The following is a 21496-nucleotide window of genomic DNA, read 5'->3' as shown; positions in this document are numbered from 1 at the left end:
GCGGTGCGGCGTCCTGTGGTTCCTCGGGGCAGGTCCGCCAGACGGGTCAATTGGGGACAGGTCTAGTCATTTCGGTACATGACGGGGCTGTTCGGGGCAGGTAGGGCTAGAACTCCACGAGCAGGCGTTCCAGGCCCCGGATGACGTAGCCGTCTCGCCACTGGGGCTCCTCCACGAGCCGCAGTGGTGGGACTCCGTCCGCCAGCAGCGCCCCGAACGAAGCCTCCAGCTCCCGCTGCGCCAGCGGCGCTCCCAGGCAGTAGTGGATGCCCGCCCCGAAGGTCAGGTGCGGGTTGTCGGCCCGTGCGAGATCCAGTGTGTCGGGGTCGACGAAGCGCGCGGGATCCCGGTTCGCGGACCCGAAGAGCAGGGCGACCTCCGCCCCGCGGGGGATCTCGGCGTCCCCGACGCGGATGTCGTCGAGCACCCAGCGCTCGAACATCTGCAGAGGAGTGTCGTACCGCATGAGTTCATCCACAGCTGTGGACAACTTTTCCGGATCGCGGGCGGCGCGGAGCGCGGCGAGCTGGTCGGGATGGCGGAACAGCGTCCACCAGCCGTTGACCGTGGTGTTGACGGTGGCTTCATGTCCCGCGTTCAGCAGGAGCACACAGGTGGAGATCATCTCCTGCTCGCTGAGCCGTCCCTCCTCGTCATGGGCGGCGATCAGACCGGAGACCAGGTCCTCGCCCGGCCGGGTGCGCCGCTCGGCGATCAGCTCCCGCAGGTACGCACTGAAGTCGATGCTGGCCCGCACCGCGCGCTGCGCCGTCTCCTCGTCCGGCCGGAGCTCGAACATCCCGCAAATGTCCGCCGACCAGGGCCGCAGCAGTCCCCGGTCCGCCTCCGGCACACCCAGCAGCTCCGCGATCACAGCCACCGGCAGCGGTTCGGCGACGGTGGCGAGCAGATCACCGCCCCCGTCCGCGAGCAGCCGCCCGACCAGTTCCCGGGCCATCCGCTGCACGGAGGGCACGAGCCGCTCCACCGTCCGCGGCGTGAACGCCTTCGCCACCAGCCGGCGAACCCGCGCATGCGCGGGATCCTCCAGGTCCAACAGGCCGTTGCCGTTGAGCACGTGGAAGGGCTCGTGCTCCGGCGGCGGCGCCTCCCGCCCGAACTCCTCGTGCGAGAACCGGTGGAGGTAGGTCCGCCCCAGCCTCCGGTCCCGCAGCAAGGCACTCACATCGGCGTAGTGCGGCACCAGCCACTGCCCGGTGGCTTCCCACCAGATGGCCCTCCCCTGCTTCCGCAGCTCCCGGTAGGCCGGGTACGGATCGGCGACGAACGCGGCATCCCACGGATCAAAGCCCATGCCCGCAGCCTAGGAGATGGCGCTTGATCAGGCCGGTGTCACCAGACGGGTCTCGTAGGCGAACACCGCCGCCTGCGTCCGGTCCCGCAGGCCCAGCTTCACCAGGATCCGGCTCACATGGGTTTTGATCGTGGACTCCGCGACGATCAGCCGGTCGGCCATCTCCGCATTGGACAACCCCTGTGCGATCAGGATCAGCACCTCCGTCTCCCGCTCCGTCAGCTCACCCACCCCTGCCGGATCGGCCAGCTTGCGCGCCTGGGAGATCTTCGAGAACTCGGCGATCAACCGCTTCGTCACCGACGGCGCCAGCAGAGCCTCGCCGGCCGCCACCACCCTCACCCCGTCCGCCAGCTGACGGGCCGAAGCGTCCTTCAACAGGAATCCGGAAGCCCCTGCCCGCAGTGCCTGGTACACGTACTCGTCGAGGTCGAAGGTCGTCAGAACCAGCACCTTCGCGTCCGTGTCGGCGGCCACGATCTCCCGCGTCGCCTCCAGGCCGTTCATCAGCGGCATCCGGATGTCCATCAGCACCACGTCCGGCCGCAGCGCCGCCACCTGCGCGATGGCCTCCCGGCCGTCGACCGCCTCGCCCACCACCTCGATGCCGTCCATGGCGTTCAGCAGGACGGAGAACCCCTCGCGGACCATCATCTGGTCGTCGACGATCAACACCCTGATCGTCATGCCGTCCCCTCCGACGGAGCCGGCTCCGCCTCCGGGACCCGTCCGGGACGGCTGGGCACCGGTATGAACACCGCGACCTCGTACCCGCCCGACTCCGTCGGCGCGGCCGTCATCTCGCCCTCCAGCATGGCCACCCGCTCCCGCATCCCGGTGATCCCGTGACCGGCACCCGGCGAAGGCCGCACATCCCCGGTCGGCGCCTCATTGACGACGCGTATCCCCAGACCGCCGAGGACATACGACACCTCCACCCCGGCCGCCGCGCCCGGCGCATGCCGCAAGGAATTGCTCAGGGCCTCCTGGATGATCCGGTACGCCGACAGCTCCACGCCCTGCGGCAGTTCCCGCACCGCACCCGTCACCGTCTTATCCACATGCAGCCCTGCTTCGCGGACGTTCGCCAGCAGACCGTCCAGCGACGCCAGCGTCGGCTGCGGGGCGTCCGGCGCCTCGTAGTCGGCGGAGCGCACCACACCCAGCACCCGCCGCAACTCGGTCAGGGCCGCCACCGCGTTCTCCCGGATGGTCGCAAATGCCGCCTCCAGCTCCGGCGGCGGGTTCTTCACCCGGTACGGAGCGGCCTCCGCCTGGATCGCCACCACCGACATGTGGTGCGCCACCACGTCGTGCAGCTCCCGGGCGATCGTGGTCCGCTCCTCCAGCAGCGTCCGCTTGTCCCGCTCCACGGCCGTCACCTCCTGCTGCGCACTCACCTCCGCCCTGGCGTGCCGGCGTATCTGGATGCTGCTGGCGATCACCAGGGCGAACGCCGAGGTCACTGCCATCTCCGGCATGTTCGACCCCCACTCGCCGTTGAACACCGCCGAGAGCGCGGAACCCAGCGCGAGGGTGAGCGCCCACATCCATGCCGCCACGCGGGCGCCGGTCCGCAGCGTGACGAGGACCATGACCACGATGTAGGAGAAGAAGGCGCCGGGGGTCCAGGGACAGTTGGCGCCGCCGCCCAACGCGGCCAGCACCACCGTCATCGCGACGGCCGCCCACCACGCACCGACCGGCCGCACCAGGGTCATGAGAACCGGGACCGCGGCGATCAGCCCCATGACGAGCCGGCCCAGGTCGCCCAGGTAGCTCGACTGCCCGCCCATCGTGAAGAGCACCGCGGTGAAGGCCAGCGCTCCCACCGCCGCGTACTGCCGCCAGGGCGCATACCGCCGTATCCCCTCGGGCATCCGTCGTGAGAAGCGTCCCGGGGCCTCCACCAGGGGCAGCGGCCGGTAGGCGAAGGCATCGGTGAGGAGGTCCTGGCGCAGGGTCGCGATCACCTCCGATGCCAGTCGGAATTCAGGCGTCCGGGCTGTCCCCCCGGTGGTCGTCTCGGTCATACGCACCACCGTAGGTCGGTACCGCCTTCGTCCGCGTCGCCGCTGATGGGGATTTCCCCGGGTCCCTCTCAGGTACTACTCGGGCCCGTCAGTAGCCCGCCGGACGGATCAGACCGCTCTCGTACGCGAACACCGCCGCCTGTGTCCGGTCCCGCAGGCCCAGCTTCACCAGGATCCGGCTCACGTGCGTCTTGACCGTCTGCTCGGCCAGGACCAGGTGCTCGGAGATCTCCGCATTCGACAGGCCCTGGGCGATCAGCGACAGCACCTCGGTCTCCCGCTCGGTCAGTGCGTCGATGCGGGCCCGCGACGGAGCACGCGGCGCACCCAACCGGGAGAACTCCGTGATCAGCCGCTTCGTGATGTTCGGCGACAGCAGCGCCTCACCGGCCGCCACCACCCGCACTGCCTCCGCGAGTTGATCGGCCGAGGCGTCCTTCAGCAGGAAGCCGGACGCGCCGGCCCGCAGCGCCTCGTACACGTACTCGTCGAGGTCGAAGGTCGTCAGCACCAGCACCTTCACCGCGGCGGAGGCACCGCGGGTGATCACGGACGTGGCCTCGATGCCGCCCATGCCGGGCATGCGGATGTCCATCAGCACCACGTCCGGGGCCAGCTCGGCGACCTTCGCGACGGCGTCCGCCCCGTCCACCGCCTGCCCCACGACCTCTATGTCGGGCTGGGCGTCGAGCAGCACGGTGAAGCCCTGCCGCACCATCATCTGGTCGTCGGCGATCATCACCTTGATCGGGGTGCTCATGTGGCCTTCTTCGTCTCGGGGCCGCTTCCGGGGTCGGTTCCCGGCCCGGGACGCGGGCCGGGATCCTGGCCGGCGGGCGGCTTCTGCGGGTGTATCGGGAGCACGGCGCTGACCTCGTACCCGCCGTCGGGACGTGGGCCCGCGGCCAGTTCACCACCCAGCATGCCCGCTCGCTCCCGCATCCCCAGCAGCCCGTGTCCCGTCCCCTGCGAGGGCGGGGCCGGTCTGGTCGGAGCGCTGTTGGCGACGCACAGGTGCAGCTCGCGCGGGCCGTACGCGACGCCCACCTCCACCTGCGAACCGGGGGCATGGCGCAGGCAGTTGCTCAGGGCTTCCTGCACGATCCGGTACGCGGTGAGTTCCACGCCGGGTGCCAGCGGCCGGCGGATGCCCGCGACCTCGGTGGTGACCTCCAACCCCGCGCCCCGCACGTTGTCCACGAGGCCGTCCAGCTCGGCGAGCGTCGGCTGCGGATGCTGCGGCGCCGCAGGATCGCCGGGCTGTTCGGAACGCAGCACCCCCAGTACCCGCCGCAGCTCCGTCAGGGCCTCCAACGCGTTCTCCCGGATGCCCGCCAGGTTCTCCTTGAGCTCTTCGGACGGGTCGTCCACGAGGTGCGGTGCGACCTGCGCCTGGATGGAGATCACCGACATGTGGTGCGCGACGACGTCGTGCAACTCCCTGGCGATACGGCTGCGCTCCTCCAGCAGGGTGCGCCGGGCCCGCTCCTCCGCGGTGAGGGTCTCCTGCTCGACCAGCTCGCCCTTGGCCAGGCGCAGGGCGCGCAGCGCATACCCCAGGAGCCCGACGAAGCCGAAGAGGACGGCAGCCCCCACGGAGGAGAACTGGCTCCCGGCCGGAGGGAAGGCCAGCTCGGCCGCCCCGGTGAGGGCGACGGAGATACCGACGACCCATATGGTCACCCGCGGCGGCACCCGCAGGGCGACCAGCAGCAGCACGGGAGCGAACGCGAACATCCCGCCCGGCGTCCAGGGCCAGGTCTGCCCCTGCCCGACATTGTCGTGGATCATCCAGGCGATCCAGCCCGCGGCGAGCAGACCCAGCCACCAGGCGGCGATCGGCCGGAACATCGCGAGCCAGATGGACAGCGCCGTCAGCAGGGCGACGGCCAGCGGTAGGCCGCCCTTGACGTGGTAGTGGTCCATGAGCTGCTGGGTGGTGAGGAACCCGAAAAACACCGCGGCGTAGGCGACGAGGACGTGCGGCAGCCGGGCCAGCCACCGCGGCCGCCCCATACCGGGGAGGGGATCGCGCCGCAGGGTGAACAGCTCCAGAGCCAACGACAGGCGCCGTCCGGATCCGCCGCCGGCGGCCGGGGAGGATCCGGGCTCGGCCGGGGACACGCGCTGCTCGCTCACGCGGCTCAGCCTAGGCATGGGTGATCTCCTTGACGGGAGGGGTCGGGACGCAATCGGTGGCCGGTCGGGGACGGCGGGCCTGTTCGTGGACGCTGAACGCGGCCCAGCAGAGCCCGAGCGCCACCGCGAACACCGGCAACCACAGGATCCGGGCGGCTGTCCAGGCCACGGAGTCGGGCGGGGTGTGCAGCCCGGGCAGATCGGCGGAGGCCAGCATCCCGAGGGCGGTGACGGCCATCATGGCGGTCTGGTGCCACAGGAAGACCGTCATCGCGGACAGGTTCACCAGAGCCACCTTCGCCCAGGCCGCCGGGCGGCGCATGAGGCGGGCCAGCCGGTCGCGGGCCAGCAGGGCCAGCCCGCACTGGGCCAGTCCGAACGCGACGGCGGCGAGGGTCGGCGGGTTGAGATTCGAGACCGCCGCCCCAGGCACCCCCACCATGGACGCCGGGTACCCGCCCCACAGGACCAGCGCCGCCGTGGCAGCTGCGGCGCCGCCGGTCAGGAGCAGGAGGCGACCGCGCCCGGCCAGGGCTCCGCGCGACCACGCGGCGCCCAGCGTGAACGGAACCAGCCAGCCCGCCACCACATTGACCCAGCCGATCCACGCGGGCCCGCCCAGGCCGAAGCGCCACAGGTCCACGGCGGCCACCACGGCGGCCGGCCACACCGGGCCGAGCCGGGACACGAGCGGGACCGCGGCGGTGAGCGCGGCGAACACCAGCAGGAACCACAGCGGCGACAGAACCAGCTTGACGAGCGTCCGTACCGTGTCGAACTCCGCCCCTCCGGCCAGCATGCCGCCCGCCACGACCGTCCACAGCACGAGCACCGCGGCGACCGGCCGGAACAGCCGGCCCAGCCGCTGCCCGACCCAGGCCCTGTAGGAGACGCCGCGCTCGCGCGCCGACACGTGGCCGAGGGCGGCAACACGACCGCCGACCAGGAAGAAGACGGCCAGTGTCTGGAACACCCAGGACACCGGGGCCAGCCAGGGCAGGTGGACCAGCGGGCTGGTGCCGCGCAGGCCGCCGTCGGCGGTGGTCAGGGAAGTGACCAGCCAGTGGCCCAGCACCACGCCGAGGATCGCGAGGGCCCGCAGGGCGTCCACGGCCCGGTCCCGGTCGGCCGGTGTGGCCGCATCGATGCCCGCCGCCAGGGCGGACCAGCGGACGCGCAGTTCACGCACGGGAAGCCTCCTGGGCGGGAGCGGTCCCGAGGACGATGGCGGCCAGGGTGTCGAGGGAACGGGTCCCCGGCTTGAGGTAGTCGCTGTGGCCGCCGGCTCCGACGGTGAAAGCCCGCGCCCCGAACGCGGGGTCGACGGGGTCGGTGCCGAATCCGATCCCGCCGAACCGGACGTGCGGTACACGGGCCACCCAGTCGGAGCCGCCCCGCCCGGCCCACACCCGGGCGGCGGTCGGCAACTCCCGGGCGGATGCTGCTCCCGTACCGGGGCTGCCGAAGAGGACCATGTCGCCGACCGCGGGGCCGGTCCTGGTCCGGGCGCAGACGACCGAGCCGTAGGAGTGGCAGAGCAGCGACAACCGGGCACCCGGCGCGGATATGCGGTCCAACCGGTCCAGGAACGGGCCCAGCTCGGCTGCGGCCTCATCGGCCCGGTCGGCGGTCAGCACGGTGGTGCTGACCGTGCCCGGGGTGTCGTACCCGAGCCAGGCGACCACGGCGGAGCGCGGGTGCTCGGCCAGGAGTCGCTGGTGGAGCGCGGCCGCTCCGGACCGGAACCTCTCGTACGTGTCGAGCGTGGTGTCGGATCCGGGCACCAGGACGGCGATCCTCTCGGCGGTCTCCAGCTCGCCCAGCACCTCGACGGCCCGGCCCCGGCCGCGGCCGTCGAAGGCGAGGAACTGCGCCGTGCCGCCCGCCGCCATGGCCCGCAACCGGCCGGCGCGGCCGGAGCGGTCGGCGTCCTCGGCCATCCGGGCCGCCACGGCAAGGTTGTCGAGGTTCGCGGCGTAACGCGACCGGGGCGAGGCGGTTTCGGTGAAGACGGCGGGCGCCGGTGCGGGAGCCTGCGCCGAGGCAGCGGCCGTCACGGGGACGATCACGGCCGCCGCGACCAGCGCGGCGAGCAGTGTGCGCCGCAGCCGCCCGCCCCGCCCTCGCACCGCCCGCGATCCCAACCCTGCCCCGCTCGGACCGCCTCCGTCCGTCTCGTGCCCCGCGCCGCCCGCGCCGCCTACGTGCGCCGCCGGCGCCGCGCCGTCAGTACCGCCCGCGCCGCCCACGTCACCCGCACTGCCCGCGCCCGCCGTCCCCGTAGCCATGGTGTGTCCTTCGGTCGCCCGGAGGGGCAGTCAGCGCCCCTCTCCACTACCGAAGTTAGGAATCCGGACCACTCGTCGGCGTCCCGCCACGGAGCCGTCTCCACGCGTAGCTCTCAGGTATGACGGGGGATACTGCAGAGGCACACCATTCCGGACCACGGTGCGCCGGGCAGTGCTCAACCCCTGTATCCAGAAGTCAGCTTGGAGCCCCGCATGCCCGACGACGACTGGCGCCGCGACCGCATCGGCAACGCGCACCGCGGCACGAACCCGACCGTCCTGCGCCGCCTCGACACCGGCTTCGCCGTCATCGGGGACCGGCAGTTCCTCCCCGGCTACTCGGTCCTGCTCACCGACGACCCGGCCGTGACCCGGCTCTCGGACCTGCCCCGGCCCCGCCGAGCCGCGTACCTCGCGGACATGGAACGGCTGGCCGAAGCCGTCGAGCGGGCCTGCGCGCAGCTCGACCCGGCATTCCGCCGCGTGAACATCGAGATCCTCGGCAACACCGACCCGTACCTCCACGCCCACATCTGGCCCCGCTACGACTGGGAACCGGAGGACCGTGTCGGTCGGCCCGTGTGGCTCTACGAACGGGAGTGCTGGCACGGCGAGAAGCACGCCCTCGGGCCGCACCACGACACCCTGCGGGCTGCGATCGGCGCGGAGCTGGACCGGCTCGGAGGGGCGCAACGGCCCCCCGGGTGACGATCGCCGTGTCGGGGCCGGTCACCACGGTGGGCAGCGCGAGAACTCCGCTCGCACCGGAGGGCCGGCCGCTCAGTCCGCCGCCAGCGGCTCGACGTACCCCGCGCGCCAGCTCGGAGCGGGGTCCTGGCCGGGGCTGGTCCAATACTCCCTCGCCCCCACGATCTCCCCGTCGCGCACCGTCCACAGCGAGACGGCACGGTAGACGACGTGGTCCTGGGGGATCTCCACCTCGGTGACGACGTGGTCACCGTCGGCCAGAATGCGCAGCACGCGTACGGGCGTCTCGTCCGAGTAGCCGTCGTCGCTGTTCACGGCGATGAAGTTGGCGCGCCCGACGATGCGCTCACCGCTCACGGGCCATTCGATGACGGCGTCCTCGGCGATGAGCGCGGCCACGCCGTCCCAGTCGCGCGCCTCGATCCGCTCCCACAGTCGTGCCACTACCCTCAACGGCTCCATGGGCCGCAGTGTCCGGCAGCCCGGTCGCGGGCAACAAGCTTTGCCCACAGGCTTATTGACCTCGACACAAACGGGTACGGGGTCACTGCCGGCGGCGGATCAGGCCGCCGGGTCGGGCTCGGCGGCCTGCGCCGGGTCGCGCGGCGCCGGCAGGGCATCCAGTGCTGCGGCGAGGCGCTCCAGGACGCGCACGGTGTCCGTGAAGGCGTCGTCACCCAGTTCCGCCGCGAGCCGGGCGGCCATGGCCGCATGGCCCGGACCGATCCTGTCGACCGCCGCGCGACCCTCCTCCGTGGGCCGCAGCAGCTTCGCCCGCCGGTGTGCCGGGTTCGGCGCGTACTCCGCGAGGCCCTTGTCCACGAGCAGGTCCGCGATGCGCTGCACGCTCTGCCGGGTGATGCCCATGCTCCGGGCGATTCCCGCGACGGGCAGCGGTTCGCGCAGCACCGCTCCCAGCACCTGCCACCACGCGGCGGTCAGCCCGGCCGGCCGGGCCAACTCCTCGGAGAGGGAGAGGAACTGGCCGTTCAGCCGGAACACCCCGAGTGCGGTGCGGCTCAGCAGGTCCTGCCGGGTCCGGGTCGACCCGGGCGGCGACAGGGGCTCAAGCATTGCCCGCCTCCGACGCCGCCATCAGGACGGGGTAGGCGTTCGGGTCCGAGTCGTGGAAGAGCCCGTACCAGGCGTCGAGGACGTCCGGGGTGTAGACGTCCAGGCGGGCGAAGATTTCGCGGGCGAAGGCGACCGGCTCCGTCGGACCGGCCGTGATCAGGTCCCCGTCGGTCACCGCGTCGGTCTCGACGTAGTGCTCGGCGCCCTCGTAGCCGGGCTGTTCGGCCAGGTAGAAGGGCACGGCGCTGGTGTGGGCGCGGTCGTCCAGCAGGCCTTCGCGGGCGAGGCCGGCGGTGGCCCCGCAGATCGCGGCGACCGGTACGCCGGCGGCCAGGAACTCCCGGGCCTTCGCCGCGAAGGGCGCCAGCTCGTCGCCCGTGTCCCACTGGGAGGCCCCGGTCAGGATCAGCAGCGACGAGTCCTCCGGTCGCAGTTCCGCGAGCGCCAGGTCAGGCTGGATGCGGAGGCCGCCCATGGTGGTGACGGGCGCTCCGGCGGTGTGGCCGACCGTGCGCACGACGTGGCCGCGCTGGGTGAGGTGCGCGGTCGTGTGGCCGGTCTCCCAGTCCGCGTACGTGTCGTAGACCGCGAGGTGGACGGGCTTGTGTGCGGTCTCGCTCATGGTGTTTCGCCTCCAGCGTCGGATGGTGCTCGTCGGTGCCCGGTGCCTGTGGTGCTCGCCGTGGTGGCGGCCGCGCTCCGGTCGGACCCGCGGGACCCGCCGTCACCCGGCACAACCCGCACGGACCCGCCGAAGCCCGGCAAACCCGGGTGGCGGTGAGCCGCCCGTCCCGGCCTTCCACGGAAAGCGCCTATGACAAGAGACTGTCATAACGACAGGATGCTGTCAAGATGGCGGGTCGGTGCTCCGGGGGCGCAGACAGACTGCCGAGACCGGCCCGCCACCCCCATACAGTCCGCCGATGTCCCTCCCCACCTGCGCACTTCTACCGTGACGCCATGACCCCTCATGTCACCCCGCACCCTCTCGCCGCCGTGAAGGACGCAGACCGGAAGCACGTCTTCCACTCCTGGTCCGCCCAGGCCCTGATCGACCCGCTCGCCGTCGCGGGGGCCGAGGGCTCGTACTTCTGGGACTACGACGGCAAGCGCTACCTCGACTTCTCCTCCCAGCTGGTCAACACCAACATCGGCCACCAGCACCCGAAGGTCGTCGCCGCGATCCAGGAGCAGGCCGCCCGGCTCTGCACCCTCGCGCCCGGCTTCGCCGTCGACGTCCGCTCCGAGGCCGCACGCCTCATCGCCGAGCGCACCCCGGGCGACCTGGACAAGATCTTCTTCACCAACGGCGGAGCCGAGGCCGTCGAGAACGCCGTCCGCATGGCCCGTCTGCACACGGGCCGCGCCAAGGTGCTCTCGACCTACCGCTCGTACCATGGGGCCACCGCCGCCGCGATCAACCTGACCGGTGACCCCCGCCGTTGGCCGTCCGACACGGCCGCCGCCGGCGTCGTCCACTTCTGGGGCCCGTACCTCTACCGCTCCGCCTTCCACGCGACCACCGAGGCCGAGGAGTGCGAGCGCGCCCTCGCACACCTCGCCGACACCATCGCCTTCGAGGGCCCGCAGTCGATCGCGGCGATCATCCTGGAGAGCGTGCCGGGGACCGCCGGCATCATGGTCCCGCCCGCCGGCTACCTGGCGGGCGTCCGCGCACTCTGCGACCGCTACGGAATCGTCTTCATCCTCGACGAGGTCATGGCCGGCTTCGGCCGCACCGGTACCTGGTTCGCCGCCGAGCACTGGGACGTCACCCCCGACCTGATCACCTTCGCCAAGGGCGTCAACAGCGGCTATGTGCCGCTCGGCGGCGTGGCCATCTCGGCCGCCGTCGCCGAGACCTTCGCGACCCGCCCCTACCCGGGCGGACTGACGTACTCCGGCCATCCCCTGGCGTGCGCGGCCGCCGTCGCGACGATCAACACGATGGAGGAGGAGGGAGTCGTCCGGCACGCCGCCCACCTCGGCGAGAACGTGCTCGGACCGGGGCTCGCCGAGCTCGCCGAGCGCCACCCCTGCGTCGGCGAGGTCCGCGGCCTCGGCGCCTTCTGGGCCCTGGAGCTCGTACGGGACCCACAGACGCGCGAGCCGCTCGTCCCGTACAACGCGTCCGGAGCGGACAACGCCCCGATGGCCGAGTTCGCGGCGGCCTGCAAGGCGTCCGGCCTGTGGCCCTTCGTCAACATGAACCGCACGCACGTCGTGCCCCCGTGCACCATCACGGAGGGGGAGGCGAAGGAAGGGCTGGCCCTGCTGGACGAGGCGCTCACGGTCGCGGACCGCCACACCACCGCCGCTTGAGCGCAGGTCTCGTCCTCATAACGGTCCTGACCTCCACATAACGATCACAGACCGCTCGGTTTCGGCCTCGCTGTCTGGCCTATGGTGTCCGCAGCTCTACGACAGGAGACGGACCCCTATGCCAGGCAGCGGAGCTGTCACCCGCAACACACTTCGTCAGCAGATCGCGGACGCGCTGCGCGACGAGGTGCTCGCGGGACGCCTGCCTCCGGGGACCGAGTTCACCGTCAAGCAGATCGCCGAGCAGTACGAGGTCTCGGCCACCCCGGTGCGCGAGGCGCTGGTCGACCTCTCGGCGCAGGGCCTGCTCGAACTGGTCCAGCACCGCGGCTTCCGCGTGCGGGCCTTCTCCGTCGACGACTTCCGCGGGATGATCGAGGCCCGTGCGCTGGTCGTCGACGGCATCTTCCGCCGTCTCGCGGAGCGCGGCACCGCTCCCGGCTCCGGCGAGATGCTGGTCTCCGTGCGCCGCCGGGGCGAGGAGGCGCGCAGGGCGGCCCGGAGCGGCTCCCTGGAAGTGCTGATCGGCTACGACCTGCGCTTCTGGCGGGAACTGAGCGGGTTGGTCGCCAACACCTACATCACCGAGTTCCTGCACCGCATCCGTGTGCAGTGCTGGGTCTTCGCCGTCCCCCACCTCCAGCGCGAGGAGCAGCTGCGGGAAGCCCTCTGGGACGGGCACAGCGCGCTGGTGGACGCCGTGACGCTGGCCGACGCCGAAGCGGTGCGCCGCATCGTGCAGGGCTACAACGAGCACGCGCTGGCCTGGGCCGCCAAGCTCTGATCCCGCAGCCGCCGTGACCCCGCAGTTCTGCGCACCCCTTCGCGGAGGGTGTCCGGCGCACTACGCTGGCCGCATCGGCGTCAACGACTGATCGGAGGCCGAGTGGCCTGTGACCTGTGGCTGGTCCCCCTTGTCGACGTGCTGTGCCACAGCCCCGACAACCCGTTCGCGGAAGAGATCGCCTCGTACGACAGGGCGCTGGGTGCGGCCGGACTCCCGTCCGTGCCGGTGTTCGCGTACATGCCGGGGCTGAGCGGGGACGTCGCCCCGGTCGCCGGCTTCGACTACGACGCCCTGCACTTCCTCAGACGGGCCTACCTGCTGCAGCTCTGCGGCCTGCCGGTGACCCCGGTGGACGAGCTGGGCGGGGACTACGAGCAGCTGCTGGAGATGTTCGAGCCCACCGCGCAGCAGTCGCACCTGGTGTGGCACTACGACCACGCCGGAGCGTACGTGCCGGTCGACTTCGGGGCGCCGCTGGCCAACGAGGAGCTGCTGGCCGGCGGCGGACCGCTGGGGTCCGCGCACGGGCTGCTGCGGGAGCTGCTGTTCGTCGCCCCCGCCATCGGGATAGACCCCGGGAACCCGCCCGCGGCGCCCGCCCCGCCGGGGCGGCCCACGTCACTGGAGGAGCCGGCGGGGCCGATCCCGCACGACGGCAGTCCCTTCGCCCGCGAGCGCCACGTCTGGCTGGGACTGCACGCGGCGGCGACGCGCAGCCTGGGACAGGGCTCGATGATCATCTTCAGCTGAGCCGGCCGTCGTTCGGCGGGGGGCGGGGCGGCCCGCCCCGCCCTGCCCCCTCCTGGGACGGGCCACGGATCAGCGGGGCTGCTCGGGCGGCCGCTGGCGCGGCATGTTCGGGCGGGTGCCCGGCGGCAGCGGGAAGCGGGCCGGCGGGACGTAGGCGTCCGTGCGGGCCCCGGGGGCTCCCAGGGACTGCATCACCAGCGGCGCCGGCCCGGAGCGGAACTCCACCATCCAGTCCGCTGTCTCCGACCGCACCAGCTCGGTGATGTCCTCGGAGAAGCGGCGCAGTACGGTCAGGCACCGCTCGGCGGCCTCGCTGGCGGTGCCCTCGGTCGGTCCGAGCACCTCGCGGACGTTCTCCGACGCCCAGTCGAACTGGAGGGTCTGGAGCCTGCGCTGCACCGCCTGGGCGGTGGCCACGTCCCGCATCCACCCCGACGTCAGCCCGAAGAACCGGTCGCAGGCCAGGGCGGCCGCGCCGAGCAGCAGCGCCAGGTACCCGTACGTCGATCCGCCCGGCGCCGAGCCGGTCAGCTCCAGCACCGGCATGGCCGCACCGGTGACGGCCCCCAGGGCCGCCCCGACGCGCAGCACACGCGCACCGCGGCGCTTCCACGCCCGGTCGGACAGGTACCACTCGGCGGTGCGCAGGGCGTCCGCCTCGACGCGCCGGTAGAGCTCGTCGAGCCGCTCGGCGGGCTCGCCCCAGTCCCCCACGGGGAAGGGCCGGCCTGTCAGATCGCCCGCCGGCATCGGCCCGCCGCCCTCCTCCCGGGGATCCCGGGGTGGCCCCTCGGGCTGCATCTCCGGCTGGCTCACCCGGCACTCCCTCTGCCTGCGCTGACGTGTGGTGGTGCGCGTGTGCGCAATGATGCGCATGCTCTTCCTACCTTCGAATGACGGGCGATGGACGGCGAATCCCGCGATTTCCGCTCGCAAGGAGGGCTCCATCAGGTACGCGTACGCCCCGACTCTCACTCGAAAGAGTTGGTCCTCACGGCGTAGGGCGCTGCGCCCGGGGAGCACGTAGGCTCGGATTGACCAAGCGTTCCGAAGGTCTCGGAGTCGGGAAGGTCCCGACGGTACCGACGTAGGGAAGTGAGTGCCCTGTGATTCCCGGTGGTGGCCAGCCCAACATGCAGCAGCTGCTCCAGCAGGCCCAGAAGATGCAGCAGGACCTCGCCGCGGCCCAGGAGGAGCTGGCGCGGACCGAGGTCGAGGGCCAGGCCGGCGGCGGCCTGGTGAAGGCGACGGTCACCGGCTCGGGCGAGCTGCGCGCGCTGGTGATCGACCCGAAGGCCGTGGACCCGCAGGACACGGAGACGCTCGCGGACCTCGTGGTCGCGGCGGTCCAGGCCGCCAACGAGAACGCCCAGGCGCTCCAGCAGCAGAAGCTGGGCCCGCTCGCGCAGGGGCTGGGCGGCGGCAGCGGCATCCCCGGGCTGCCGTTCTGATTCCCCGGCCGCTGCCGACGGCAGTAGCCTCCTGACCCTGAACCGACCCTCCACCACCACCGACCCCACCCGGCGAAAGAAGGCAGTCCGTTGTACGAAGGCGTGGTCCAGGACCTGATCGACGAACTGGGCAGGCTGCCCGGCGTCGGGCCCAAGAGCGCGCAGCGGATCGCCTTCCACATCCTGCAGGCCGAGCCCGCCGACGTCCGCCGCCTCGCGCACGCGCTGCTGGAGGTCAAGGACAAGGTCCGGTTCTGCGCCGTGTGCGGGAACGTGGCGCAGGAGGAGCGGTGCGGCATCTGTCGCGACCCGCGTCGCGACGCGGCGGTGATCTGCGTCGTCGAGGAGCCCAAGGACGTGGTCGCCATCGAGCGGACCCGGGAGTTCCGGGGGAAGTACCACGTCCTCGGCGGCGCGATCAGTCCGATCGAGGGCGTCGGCCCGGACGACCTGCGCATCCGCGAGCTGCTGGCGCGGCTGGCGGACGGCGAGGTGACCGAGCTGATCCTCGCCACCGACCCGAACCTGGAGGGCGAGGCGACCGCCACCTACCTCGCCCGCATGATCAAGCCCATGGGCCTGAAGGTCACCCGCCTGGCCAGCGGGCTCCCCGTCGGGGGAGACCTGGAGTACGCGGACGAGGTCACGCTGGGGCGGGCCTTTGAAGGAAGGCGACTTCTCGATGTCTGACGCAACGCTGCACGCACTCGGTCAGGACCCGGACGACTTCGCCGCCTCGATCGCCGACCAGATCGAGTCGTTCATCGTCGCGGTCACCGAGGTGGCCAAGGGCGAGGACCCGGACAGTGCGGTGCCCTTCCTCCTGCTGGAGGTGTCGCAGCTGCTGCTCGCGGGCGGCCGGCTGGGCGCGTACCAGGACGTGCTGCCCGAGGAGCGCTACGAGCCCGACCTCGGCCCGGAACCGGACGTCGACGAGCTGCGCGAGCGGTTCGCGATCATGCTGGAGCCGGTCGACGTCTACTCGGAGGTCTTCGACCCCTACGAGCCGCGCAAGGCCCCGGTGGCGCACCGGATCTCCGACGACCTGGCGGACGTCGTCGCCGACCTGCGGCACGGCCTCATCCACCACCAGGCGGGCCGGATCACCGAAGCGCTGTGGTGGTGGCAGTTCTCCTACTTCACCAACTGGGGCCCGACGGCCTCGGCGACGCTGCGCGCCCTGCAGTCCCTGATCTCGCACGTGCGCCTCGACCAGCCGCTGGCGGCCCTGGACGGACTGGACACGGACGAGGACCTGACCGAGGACGACCTCGCCGAGCAGGCCGGACAGGTGATGGCGCAAGAGCTCGGTGGTCTCGGGCGCAGGTGACCCCGCCGGCGCGGGAACCGGGACGTTGATCTTTTCGTCTCATGATGTGGCACGAAGCGGTCGGATCGCGGGCGCTCGTTAGACTGCACCAGCAATGAGACGGACCGAGCGAGGAGCGCACGTGGGCCTTGTCGTGCAGAAGTACGGAGGCTCCTCCGTAGCCGATGCCGAGGGCATCAAGCGTGTCGCCAAGCGGATCGTGGACGCCAAGAAGAACGGCCACCAAGTGGTCGTCGTGGTGTCCGCGATGGGCGACACGACGGACGAGCTGATCGATCTCGCCGAGCAGGTTTCCCCGATGCCTGCCGGGCGCGAATTCGACATGCTGCTGACCGCCGGAGAGCGGATCTCCATGGCCCTGCTGGCCATGGCGATCAAAAACCTGGGCCACGAGGCCCAGTCGTTCACCGGCAGCCAGGCAGGCGTCATCACCGACTCGGTCCACAACAAAGCGCGCATCATCGATGTCACGCCGGGCCGTATCCGCACCGCGCTGGACGAGGGCAACATCGCCATCGTCGCCGGTTTCCAGGGCGTGTCCGCGGACTCCAAGGACATCACCACCCTCGGCCGGGGCGGCTCGGACACCACCGCCGTGGCGCTCGCCGCGGCGCTGGACGCCGAGGTCTGCGAGATCTACACCGACGTCGACGGCGTCTTCACCGCGGACCCCCGCGTCGTGAAGAAGGCGAAGAAGATCGACTGGATCTCCTCCGAGGACATGCTGGAGCTGGCCGCCTCCGGTTCCAAGGTGCTGCTGCACCGCTGTGTCGAGTACGCACGCCGATACAACATCCCGATCCACGTCCGCTCGTCCTTCTCGGGACTGCCGGGCACCTGGGTCAGCAACGAGAATCCGCAAGGGGACGAGCAGGTGGAGCACGCCATCATCTCCGGAGTCGCCCACGACGTCTCCGAAGCCAAGATCACCGTCGTCGGCGTCCCGGACAAGCCGGGCGAGGCCGCAGCGATCTTCCGCGCCATCGCGGACGCCGAGATCAACATCGACATGATCGTGCAGAACGTCTCCGCGGCCTCGACGGGCCTCACCGACATCTCCTTCACGCTCCCCAAGGCCGAGGGCCACAAGGCCATCGACGCCCTGGAGAAGGCGAAGAGCGCGATCGGCTTCGACTCCCTGCGCTACGACGACCAGATCGGCAAGATCTCGCTGGTCGGCGCCGGCATGAAGACCAACCCGGGCGTCACCGCCTCGTTCTTCCAGGCGCTGTCCGACGCGGGCGTCAACATCGAGCTGATCTCCACCTCGGAGATCCGCATCTCGGTCGTGACCCGCCAGGACGACGTCAACGAGGCCGTCCGCGCCGTGCACACGGCCTTCGGCCTCGACTCCGACAGCGACGAGGCCGTCGTCTACGGAGGCACCGGCCGATGACGACTCCCCGGTCGACCCCGGCTCCGGCACTCGCCGTCGTCGGGGCGACCGGAGCAGTCGGCTCCGTCCTGCTCCGGATGCTGTCCGAGCGGGCGGACGTGTGGGGCGACATACGCCTGATCGCCTCCGGGCGTTCGGCCGGCCGCATGCTGCCCGTCCGCGGGCAGGAGTGCGAGGTGCTCGCCCTCACCGAGGACGCCTTCGACGGCTTCGGACCGGGTGACGTCGCGATCTTCCTCGCCCCGGCCGAGGTCTCGGCCCGATGGGCCCCCGTCGTCGCCACGCGCGGCGCGGTCGTCGTCGACCAGTCCGCCGCCTTCCGGGAGGATCCCGAGGTGCCGCTGGTGGTGCCCGAGGTCAACGCCCACGCGGCACGGATCCGGCCGCGCGGGATCGTCGCCGCCCCGGACACCGTCACCGCCGCGATGATCGCCTCCCTCGGCGCGCTGCACGCCGAGTACGGCCTGACCGAGCTGGCCGTCTCCACGTACCAGGCGGCGAGCGCGGCCGGCCGGGCCGGCTCCGACACGCTGCGCCGCCAGCTGTCGCTGGTCGCCGGCACCTCCCTGGGCGAGCAGCCCGGGGACGTGCGCCGTGCCGTGGGCGAGGCCACGGGCCCCTTCGCGGCGCCCCTGGCCCTCAACGTCGTGCCCTGGTGCGGCGAGCTGGACGAGGACGGCTGGTCCTCGCACGAGCTGGCGGTACGGGCGCAGACCCGCCGCATCCTCCAACTGGAGGCGCTCCCGGTGTCGGTGACCTGCGTCCGGGTGCCGGTGCTGACCGGGGACTCGTTGACGGTCCGGGCCGGCTTCCAGAACGAGGTGAAGGCCGCGCGCGCCCGGGAGATCCTGGAGGCGGCGCCCGGCGTGGTGCTCGCGGACGACCCCGCCACGGGCGAGTTCCCGACCCCCGTGGACGCGGCCGGGACGGATCCTGCCTGGGTGGGACGCGTACGGGCCTCGCTCGACGACCCGTACGCGCTGGAGTTCTTCGTGTGCGCCGACAATCTCCGCAGGGGGGCGGCACTGAATGCCACGCAGATCGCGGAACTGATCGCAGGTGAATTTGCGTAATTCGCTTTGTAGGATCGGTGCCGATCCCTTGACAAGGTGATGGCCCGACTGCCGTTTCGCTGGACGGGGCAATCGGGAAGAGCGGGTACGCATGAGCGCAATACGGATACCTCCGCCGAGGCTTCGTCGCGCGTACAACCCTGACGGGGGGACGCGTGTCCTACAGGCGTGGCAGAGGCACTGCTCGAACTGGCCGTCCCACCGGCACGCACGGGGATCCTCCCGCCGCGCCGGGACTTCCGTGCACCCGGCGGCGGTCTTCCCGTGATCGTCCCCGTCCCGCCGACGGGGCTTCCGCAGGCTCCCGCGCGGGCCGCCACGCCGATCCCCGGCGGTCTCGTGCCCGCGCAGCGCGAATGCGCCGAGGCGGACGCGACCGGTGAGGACGCGCCGGCGGAGGCCGTGGCCGCCCCCGCGGCCGACGTGGTGGCCGGCACCACCGTCGACCACCTCACGGCGACGTACCAGGCGCACTACCGCTCCCTCCTCGGCCTCGCCGCGCTGCTCCTGGACGACACCGCCTCCTGCGAGGACGTGGTCCAGGAGGCGTTCATCCGCGTGCACTCGGCACGCAACCGGGTCCGCGACCGCGAGAAGACCCTCGCGTACCTGCGCCAGACGGTGGTGAACCTCTCCCGTTCCGCCCTGCGCCGGCGCATCCTCGGCCTCAAGCTGCTCTCGAAGCCCATGCCGGACATGGCGAGCGCCGAAGAGGGCGCGTACGACCAGCTGGAACGGGACGACCTGATCAAGGCGATGCGGGGGCTCCAGCGCCGCCAGCGCGAGGTGCTGGTGCTGCGCTACTTCGCGGACATGACGGAGTCCCAGGTCGCGGAGACGCTCGGGATATCGCTCGGCTCGGTCAAGGCGTACGGATCGCGGGGCATTGCCGCGCTGCGGGTGGCGATGGAGGCTGCGCAGTCATGAGGGACGACCACACGGCGTCGGACGGCACGGGCGGCGAGGAGGAACTGCGCATCCTCCTGCGCGGCGCCGTCGAGGGGATCCGGCCCTCCGAGGACGCACTGGAGCGGCTGCGGTACGCCGTACCGGCGCGCCGGGCCCGCAGGCGCCGGGCCGTCATCGGCGCGGCCGCGGCCGCACTGCTCGCCGGGACCGCCGTCCCCGCGGCCCTGCACCTGGCCGGGGGCGAGGGCACGTCCGCCGACCGCCCGGCCATGGCCGGCCACGAGGCGCACTCCGGCGACAAGCAGGGCGGCGCGTCCGACCCCCACCAGAACGGCCACAGGGCCAACCCGCGGGCCGGCGGCGCCCCGGACGCGGGCGGCGCCACCGGGCAGCCGGACCCTTCGCAGGGCGGCACTCCCGCGGGCGGCGCGACGTCGGGCCCGGCGGGCACCGGCACCTCCGGCGGGCCGGCCGGTTCCACGACCGGCCCGGGCGCGGCCGGCGCGGGCCCGCTGCCGCCGGTGGCCGCCCCCGGCGTGCCCGGGTGCGGGGCCGAGCAGCTGGGCGTCGTGGGCTACGTGCGCAATCCGGAGGGCGACGGCCGGGTGGCCGGCGGCTTCCGGATCACCAACGTCTCCTCCCAGGGCTGCGCCGTCAGCGGCCGGGACACCGTGACCGCCGCCTCCGCGCCCGCCGCGGCTCTGGGCCCCGGCTCCGGCGTCGCCGTGGTGGGCCACACGGCGGGCGGCCCGGGCAGCGGGCTGCTGCCCGACCCGTCGACGGAGGCCCCGGTGGTGGTGCTCCCGCCGCACAAGTCCTACGAGGTCCGCTTCGCCTGGGTGCCGCCGGGCGAACCCTGCACGGCGAGCGGCACGACCGGGGGCGGCACGCCGCCGCAGACCGGGACGGCCGGCAGCTCGGGCACCCTGGGCGGCGGAGCGGAGTCCGAGCCCCGGACGGGCACACCGCAGGCGCCGAACGTCGTCGAGGTGTCCCACACCCCGCAGACGACCGGCGGCCCGACGACGCGCACGTCGATCCCCGACGCCTGCGGCGGCACGGTCTACCGGACGGGCGCGATCCCGGTCGACGACTGATCCTCCGCCGCGGTCGCGGGCGCGGCCGCAGCGGCGGGGTCGGACGGATCGAGCAGGCCCGCCTCCCGGTCGCGGAGCATCTCCACCTCGCGGCGGTAGAGCCGGAACCACATGAAGAGCACGAAGGCGGCGAAGACGAACCACTCGCCGGTGTACCCGAGGTTCTGGAAGGCCTTCAGATCGAGCCCGGTGTTCGTCGGCGCCTGCGCCGGCACCGGGAGCATCCCGTCCGCCGGGGTCTGCACGGTCAGCCACGCGTCGTACAGGTCGTGCGGTACGAGGTTGACCAGGGTGGCCGCCGCGATGACACCGAGCTGCCCGGCGGGCAGGCCGCCCTGGGCGTGGACGCCCTTCGTGCCCGCGTTCTCCGAGGCCTGCAGGGCCCCCGTCACCTCGACCCGGCCCGTCGGCGCGGCCGGCGCCCTCGCCGGGTCGGCCGGGCCCGGCAGCCAGCCCCGGACCACGGGGACGGCCTTGCCGGAATCGGTCTTCAGCAGCGTCAGCACGTAGAAGCCGGACCTGCCGTCCAGGCGCCGCTCCGGCACCAGCATCTGCTCGCCGTACTCGCCGGACGCCGAAGCCAGCCGTCCGGAGGTCTGCGTGTCGACCGGGAGCAGCGAGTCCAGCGGCGCCGCCACCTGGTCGACGGGCCGCTCGGCGGTCGCCTCCCGGTGGCTGTCGACGCGGGCCTCGAACCGGCCGAGCTGCCACGACCCCATGAACAGGCAGAAGGGGACCGCCAGCGCGACGAAGACGTTGATCCCCCACCAGCGCGGGGTCAGGAGAAACCGGTGCACCCCACCACGGTACGGGGGGTGCACCGG

General features: G+C 72.3%; 23 protein-coding genes. 11 read left to right on the top strand and 12 right to left on the bottom strand.

The window, feature by feature from the left end:
- Positions 1–106: 106 nt before the first annotated feature.
- From IF89_RS0109765 to IF89_RS0109735, 7 genes are all read right to left on the bottom strand, one after another.
- Complete coding sequence (locus IF89_RS0109765) at positions 107–1315, bottom strand: cytochrome P450 (RefSeq protein WP_030764169.1); 1209 nt, start codon at positions 1313–1315, stop codon at positions 107–109.
- 27 nt (positions 1316–1342) lie between these two features.
- Entirely contained in the window at positions 1343–2002 is a 660-nt protein-coding gene (locus IF89_RS0109760) for a response regulator (RefSeq protein WP_030764168.1), read from the bottom strand.
- Complete coding sequence (locus IF89_RS0109755) at positions 1999–3348, bottom strand: sensor histidine kinase (RefSeq protein ID WP_063831271.1); 1350 nt, start codon at positions 3346–3348, stop codon at positions 1999–2001. The genes IF89_RS0109760 and IF89_RS0109755 overlap by 4 nt, the downstream gene beginning before the upstream one ends.
- An 88-nt stretch (positions 3349–3436) precedes the next feature.
- Positions 3437–4108: a response regulator gene (locus IF89_RS0109750; RefSeq protein ID WP_030764163.1), complete on the bottom strand. Its 672-nt coding sequence runs from the start codon at positions 4106–4108 to the stop codon at positions 3437–3439.
- Complete coding sequence (locus tag IF89_RS0109745; RefSeq protein ID WP_234327711.1) at positions 4105–5487, bottom strand: sensor histidine kinase; 1383 nt, start codon at positions 5485–5487, stop codon at positions 4105–4107. The genes IF89_RS0109750 and IF89_RS0109745 overlap by 4 nt, the downstream gene beginning before the upstream one ends.
- 10 nt (positions 5488–5497) lie before the next feature.
- Positions 5498–6676, bottom strand: a complete 1179-nt coding sequence (locus tag IF89_RS0109740; RefSeq protein ID WP_051806920.1) for an acyltransferase family protein — start codon at positions 6674–6676, stop codon at positions 5498–5500.
- Positions 6669–7775 carry an alpha/beta hydrolase gene (locus IF89_RS0109735; RefSeq protein WP_078628191.1) on the bottom strand — a complete coding sequence of 369 codons (1107 nt, stop codon included), beginning with the start codon at positions 7773–7775 and terminating at the stop codon, positions 6669–6671. The genes IF89_RS0109740 and IF89_RS0109735 overlap by 8 nt, the downstream gene beginning before the upstream one ends.
- Positions 7776–7988: 213 nt before the next feature.
- On the opposite strand from IF89_RS0109735, the gene IF89_RS0109730 reads away from it, so the two are divergent.
- Positions 7989–8483 (top strand): HIT family protein, encoded by a 495-nt coding sequence (locus tag IF89_RS0109730; RefSeq protein ID WP_030764154.1) that lies wholly within the window; start codon positions 7989–7991, stop codon positions 8481–8483.
- Between the two features lie 72 nt (positions 8484–8555).
- Here the strand turns inward: IF89_RS0109730 and IF89_RS0109725 are convergent, their stop codons facing one another.
- From IF89_RS0109725 to IF89_RS0109715, 3 genes are all read right to left on the bottom strand, one after another.
- Positions 8556–8927: a nuclear transport factor 2 family protein gene (locus IF89_RS0109725; protein WP_324605314.1), complete on the bottom strand. Its 372-nt coding sequence runs from the start codon at positions 8925–8927 to the stop codon at positions 8556–8558.
- 117 nt (positions 8928–9044) lie between these two features.
- Complete coding sequence (locus tag IF89_RS0109720) at positions 9045–9557, bottom strand: MarR family winged helix-turn-helix transcriptional regulator (RefSeq protein WP_030764147.1); 513 nt, start codon at positions 9555–9557, stop codon at positions 9045–9047.
- Positions 9550–10179 (bottom strand): type 1 glutamine amidotransferase family protein, encoded by a 630-nt coding sequence (locus tag IF89_RS0109715; RefSeq protein ID WP_030764145.1) that lies wholly within the window; start codon positions 10177–10179, stop codon positions 9550–9552. The genes IF89_RS0109720 and IF89_RS0109715 overlap by 8 nt, the downstream gene beginning before the upstream one ends.
- Before the next feature lie 338 nt (positions 10180–10517).
- Between IF89_RS0109715 and IF89_RS0109710 the strand changes: the two genes are divergently transcribed.
- From IF89_RS0109710 to IF89_RS0109700, 3 genes are all read left to right on the top strand, one after another.
- Entirely contained in the window at positions 10518–11879 is a 1362-nt protein-coding gene (locus IF89_RS0109710) for an aspartate aminotransferase family protein (protein ID WP_030764144.1), read from the top strand.
- Between the two features lie 118 nt (positions 11880–11997).
- The gene (locus IF89_RS0109705; RefSeq protein ID WP_030764142.1) at positions 11998–12663 is read left to right on the top strand and encodes a GntR family transcriptional regulator; all 666 of its coding nucleotides are present in this window, start codon (positions 11998–12000) and stop codon (positions 12661–12663) included.
- Between the two features lie 102 nt (positions 12664–12765).
- Positions 12766–13416 carry a hypothetical protein gene (locus IF89_RS0109700; RefSeq protein ID WP_030764138.1) on the top strand — a complete coding sequence of 217 codons (651 nt, stop codon included), beginning with the start codon at positions 12766–12768 and terminating at the stop codon, positions 13414–13416.
- A gap of 69 nt (positions 13417–13485) precedes the next feature.
- On the opposite strand, the gene IF89_RS0109695 is transcribed toward IF89_RS0109700, so the two are convergent.
- Positions 13486–14232 (bottom strand): SLATT domain-containing protein, encoded by a 747-nt coding sequence (locus IF89_RS0109695; protein ID WP_234327710.1) that lies wholly within the window; start codon positions 14230–14232, stop codon positions 13486–13488.
- 290 nt (positions 14233–14522) lie between these two features.
- Here IF89_RS0109695 and IF89_RS0109690 point away from each other — a divergent pair, with 290 nt between their 5' ends.
- The 7 genes from IF89_RS0109690 to IF89_RS0109660 all read left to right on the top strand — a co-directional run bounded on the left by IF89_RS0109690 (position 14523) and on the right by IF89_RS0109660 (position 20672).
- A complete protein-coding gene (locus tag IF89_RS0109690; RefSeq protein WP_078628190.1) occupies positions 14523–14867 on the top strand; it encodes a YbaB/EbfC family nucleoid-associated protein in 345 nt (114 codons plus the stop codon).
- 90 nt (positions 14868–14957) lie between these two features.
- Complete coding sequence (gene recR, locus IF89_RS0109685; protein WP_030764131.1) at positions 14958–15557, top strand: recombination mediator RecR; 600 nt, start codon at positions 14958–14960, stop codon at positions 15555–15557.
- Positions 15550–16197, top strand: a complete 648-nt coding sequence (locus IF89_RS0109680; RefSeq protein WP_030764129.1) for a DUF5063 domain-containing protein — start codon at positions 15550–15552, stop codon at positions 16195–16197. The genes recR and IF89_RS0109680 overlap by 8 nt, the downstream gene beginning before the upstream one ends.
- Before the next feature lie 121 nt (positions 16198–16318).
- Positions 16319–17593: an aspartate kinase gene (locus IF89_RS0109675; protein ID WP_030764127.1), complete on the top strand. Its 1275-nt coding sequence runs from the start codon at positions 16319–16321 to the stop codon at positions 17591–17593.
- Positions 17590–18666: an aspartate-semialdehyde dehydrogenase gene (locus IF89_RS0109670; RefSeq protein ID WP_030764125.1), complete on the top strand. Its 1077-nt coding sequence runs from the start codon at positions 17590–17592 to the stop codon at positions 18664–18666. Before IF89_RS0109675 ends, IF89_RS0109670 begins: the two co-directional genes overlap by 4 nt.
- A gap of 168 nt (positions 18667–18834) precedes the next feature.
- Positions 18835–19593 carry a SigE family RNA polymerase sigma factor gene (locus IF89_RS0109665; protein WP_420706897.1) on the top strand — a complete coding sequence of 253 codons (759 nt, stop codon included), beginning with the start codon at positions 18835–18837 and terminating at the stop codon, positions 19591–19593.
- Positions 19590–20672: a hypothetical protein gene (locus tag IF89_RS0109660; protein WP_051806919.1), complete on the top strand. Its 1083-nt coding sequence runs from the start codon at positions 19590–19592 to the stop codon at positions 20670–20672. Before IF89_RS0109665 ends, IF89_RS0109660 begins: the two co-directional genes overlap by 4 nt.
- On the opposite strand, the gene IF89_RS0109655 is transcribed toward IF89_RS0109660, so the two are convergent.
- Positions 20639–21469, bottom strand: coding sequence for an SURF1 family protein (locus IF89_RS0109655; protein WP_043193482.1), 831 nt, complete (start codon positions 21467–21469; stop codon positions 20639–20641). The genes IF89_RS0109660 and IF89_RS0109655 overlap by 34 nt on opposite strands.
- Positions 21470–21496: the final 27 nt, after the last annotated feature.

Source organism: Streptomyces sp. NRRL F-2664 (assembly GCF_000719345.1).
GTDB lineage: Bacteria > Actinomycetota > Actinomycetes > Streptomycetales > Streptomycetaceae > Streptomyces.
The sequence above is the reverse complement of the archived record's forward strand: the minus strand, read 5'-3'. Positions and strand labels throughout refer to the sequence as shown.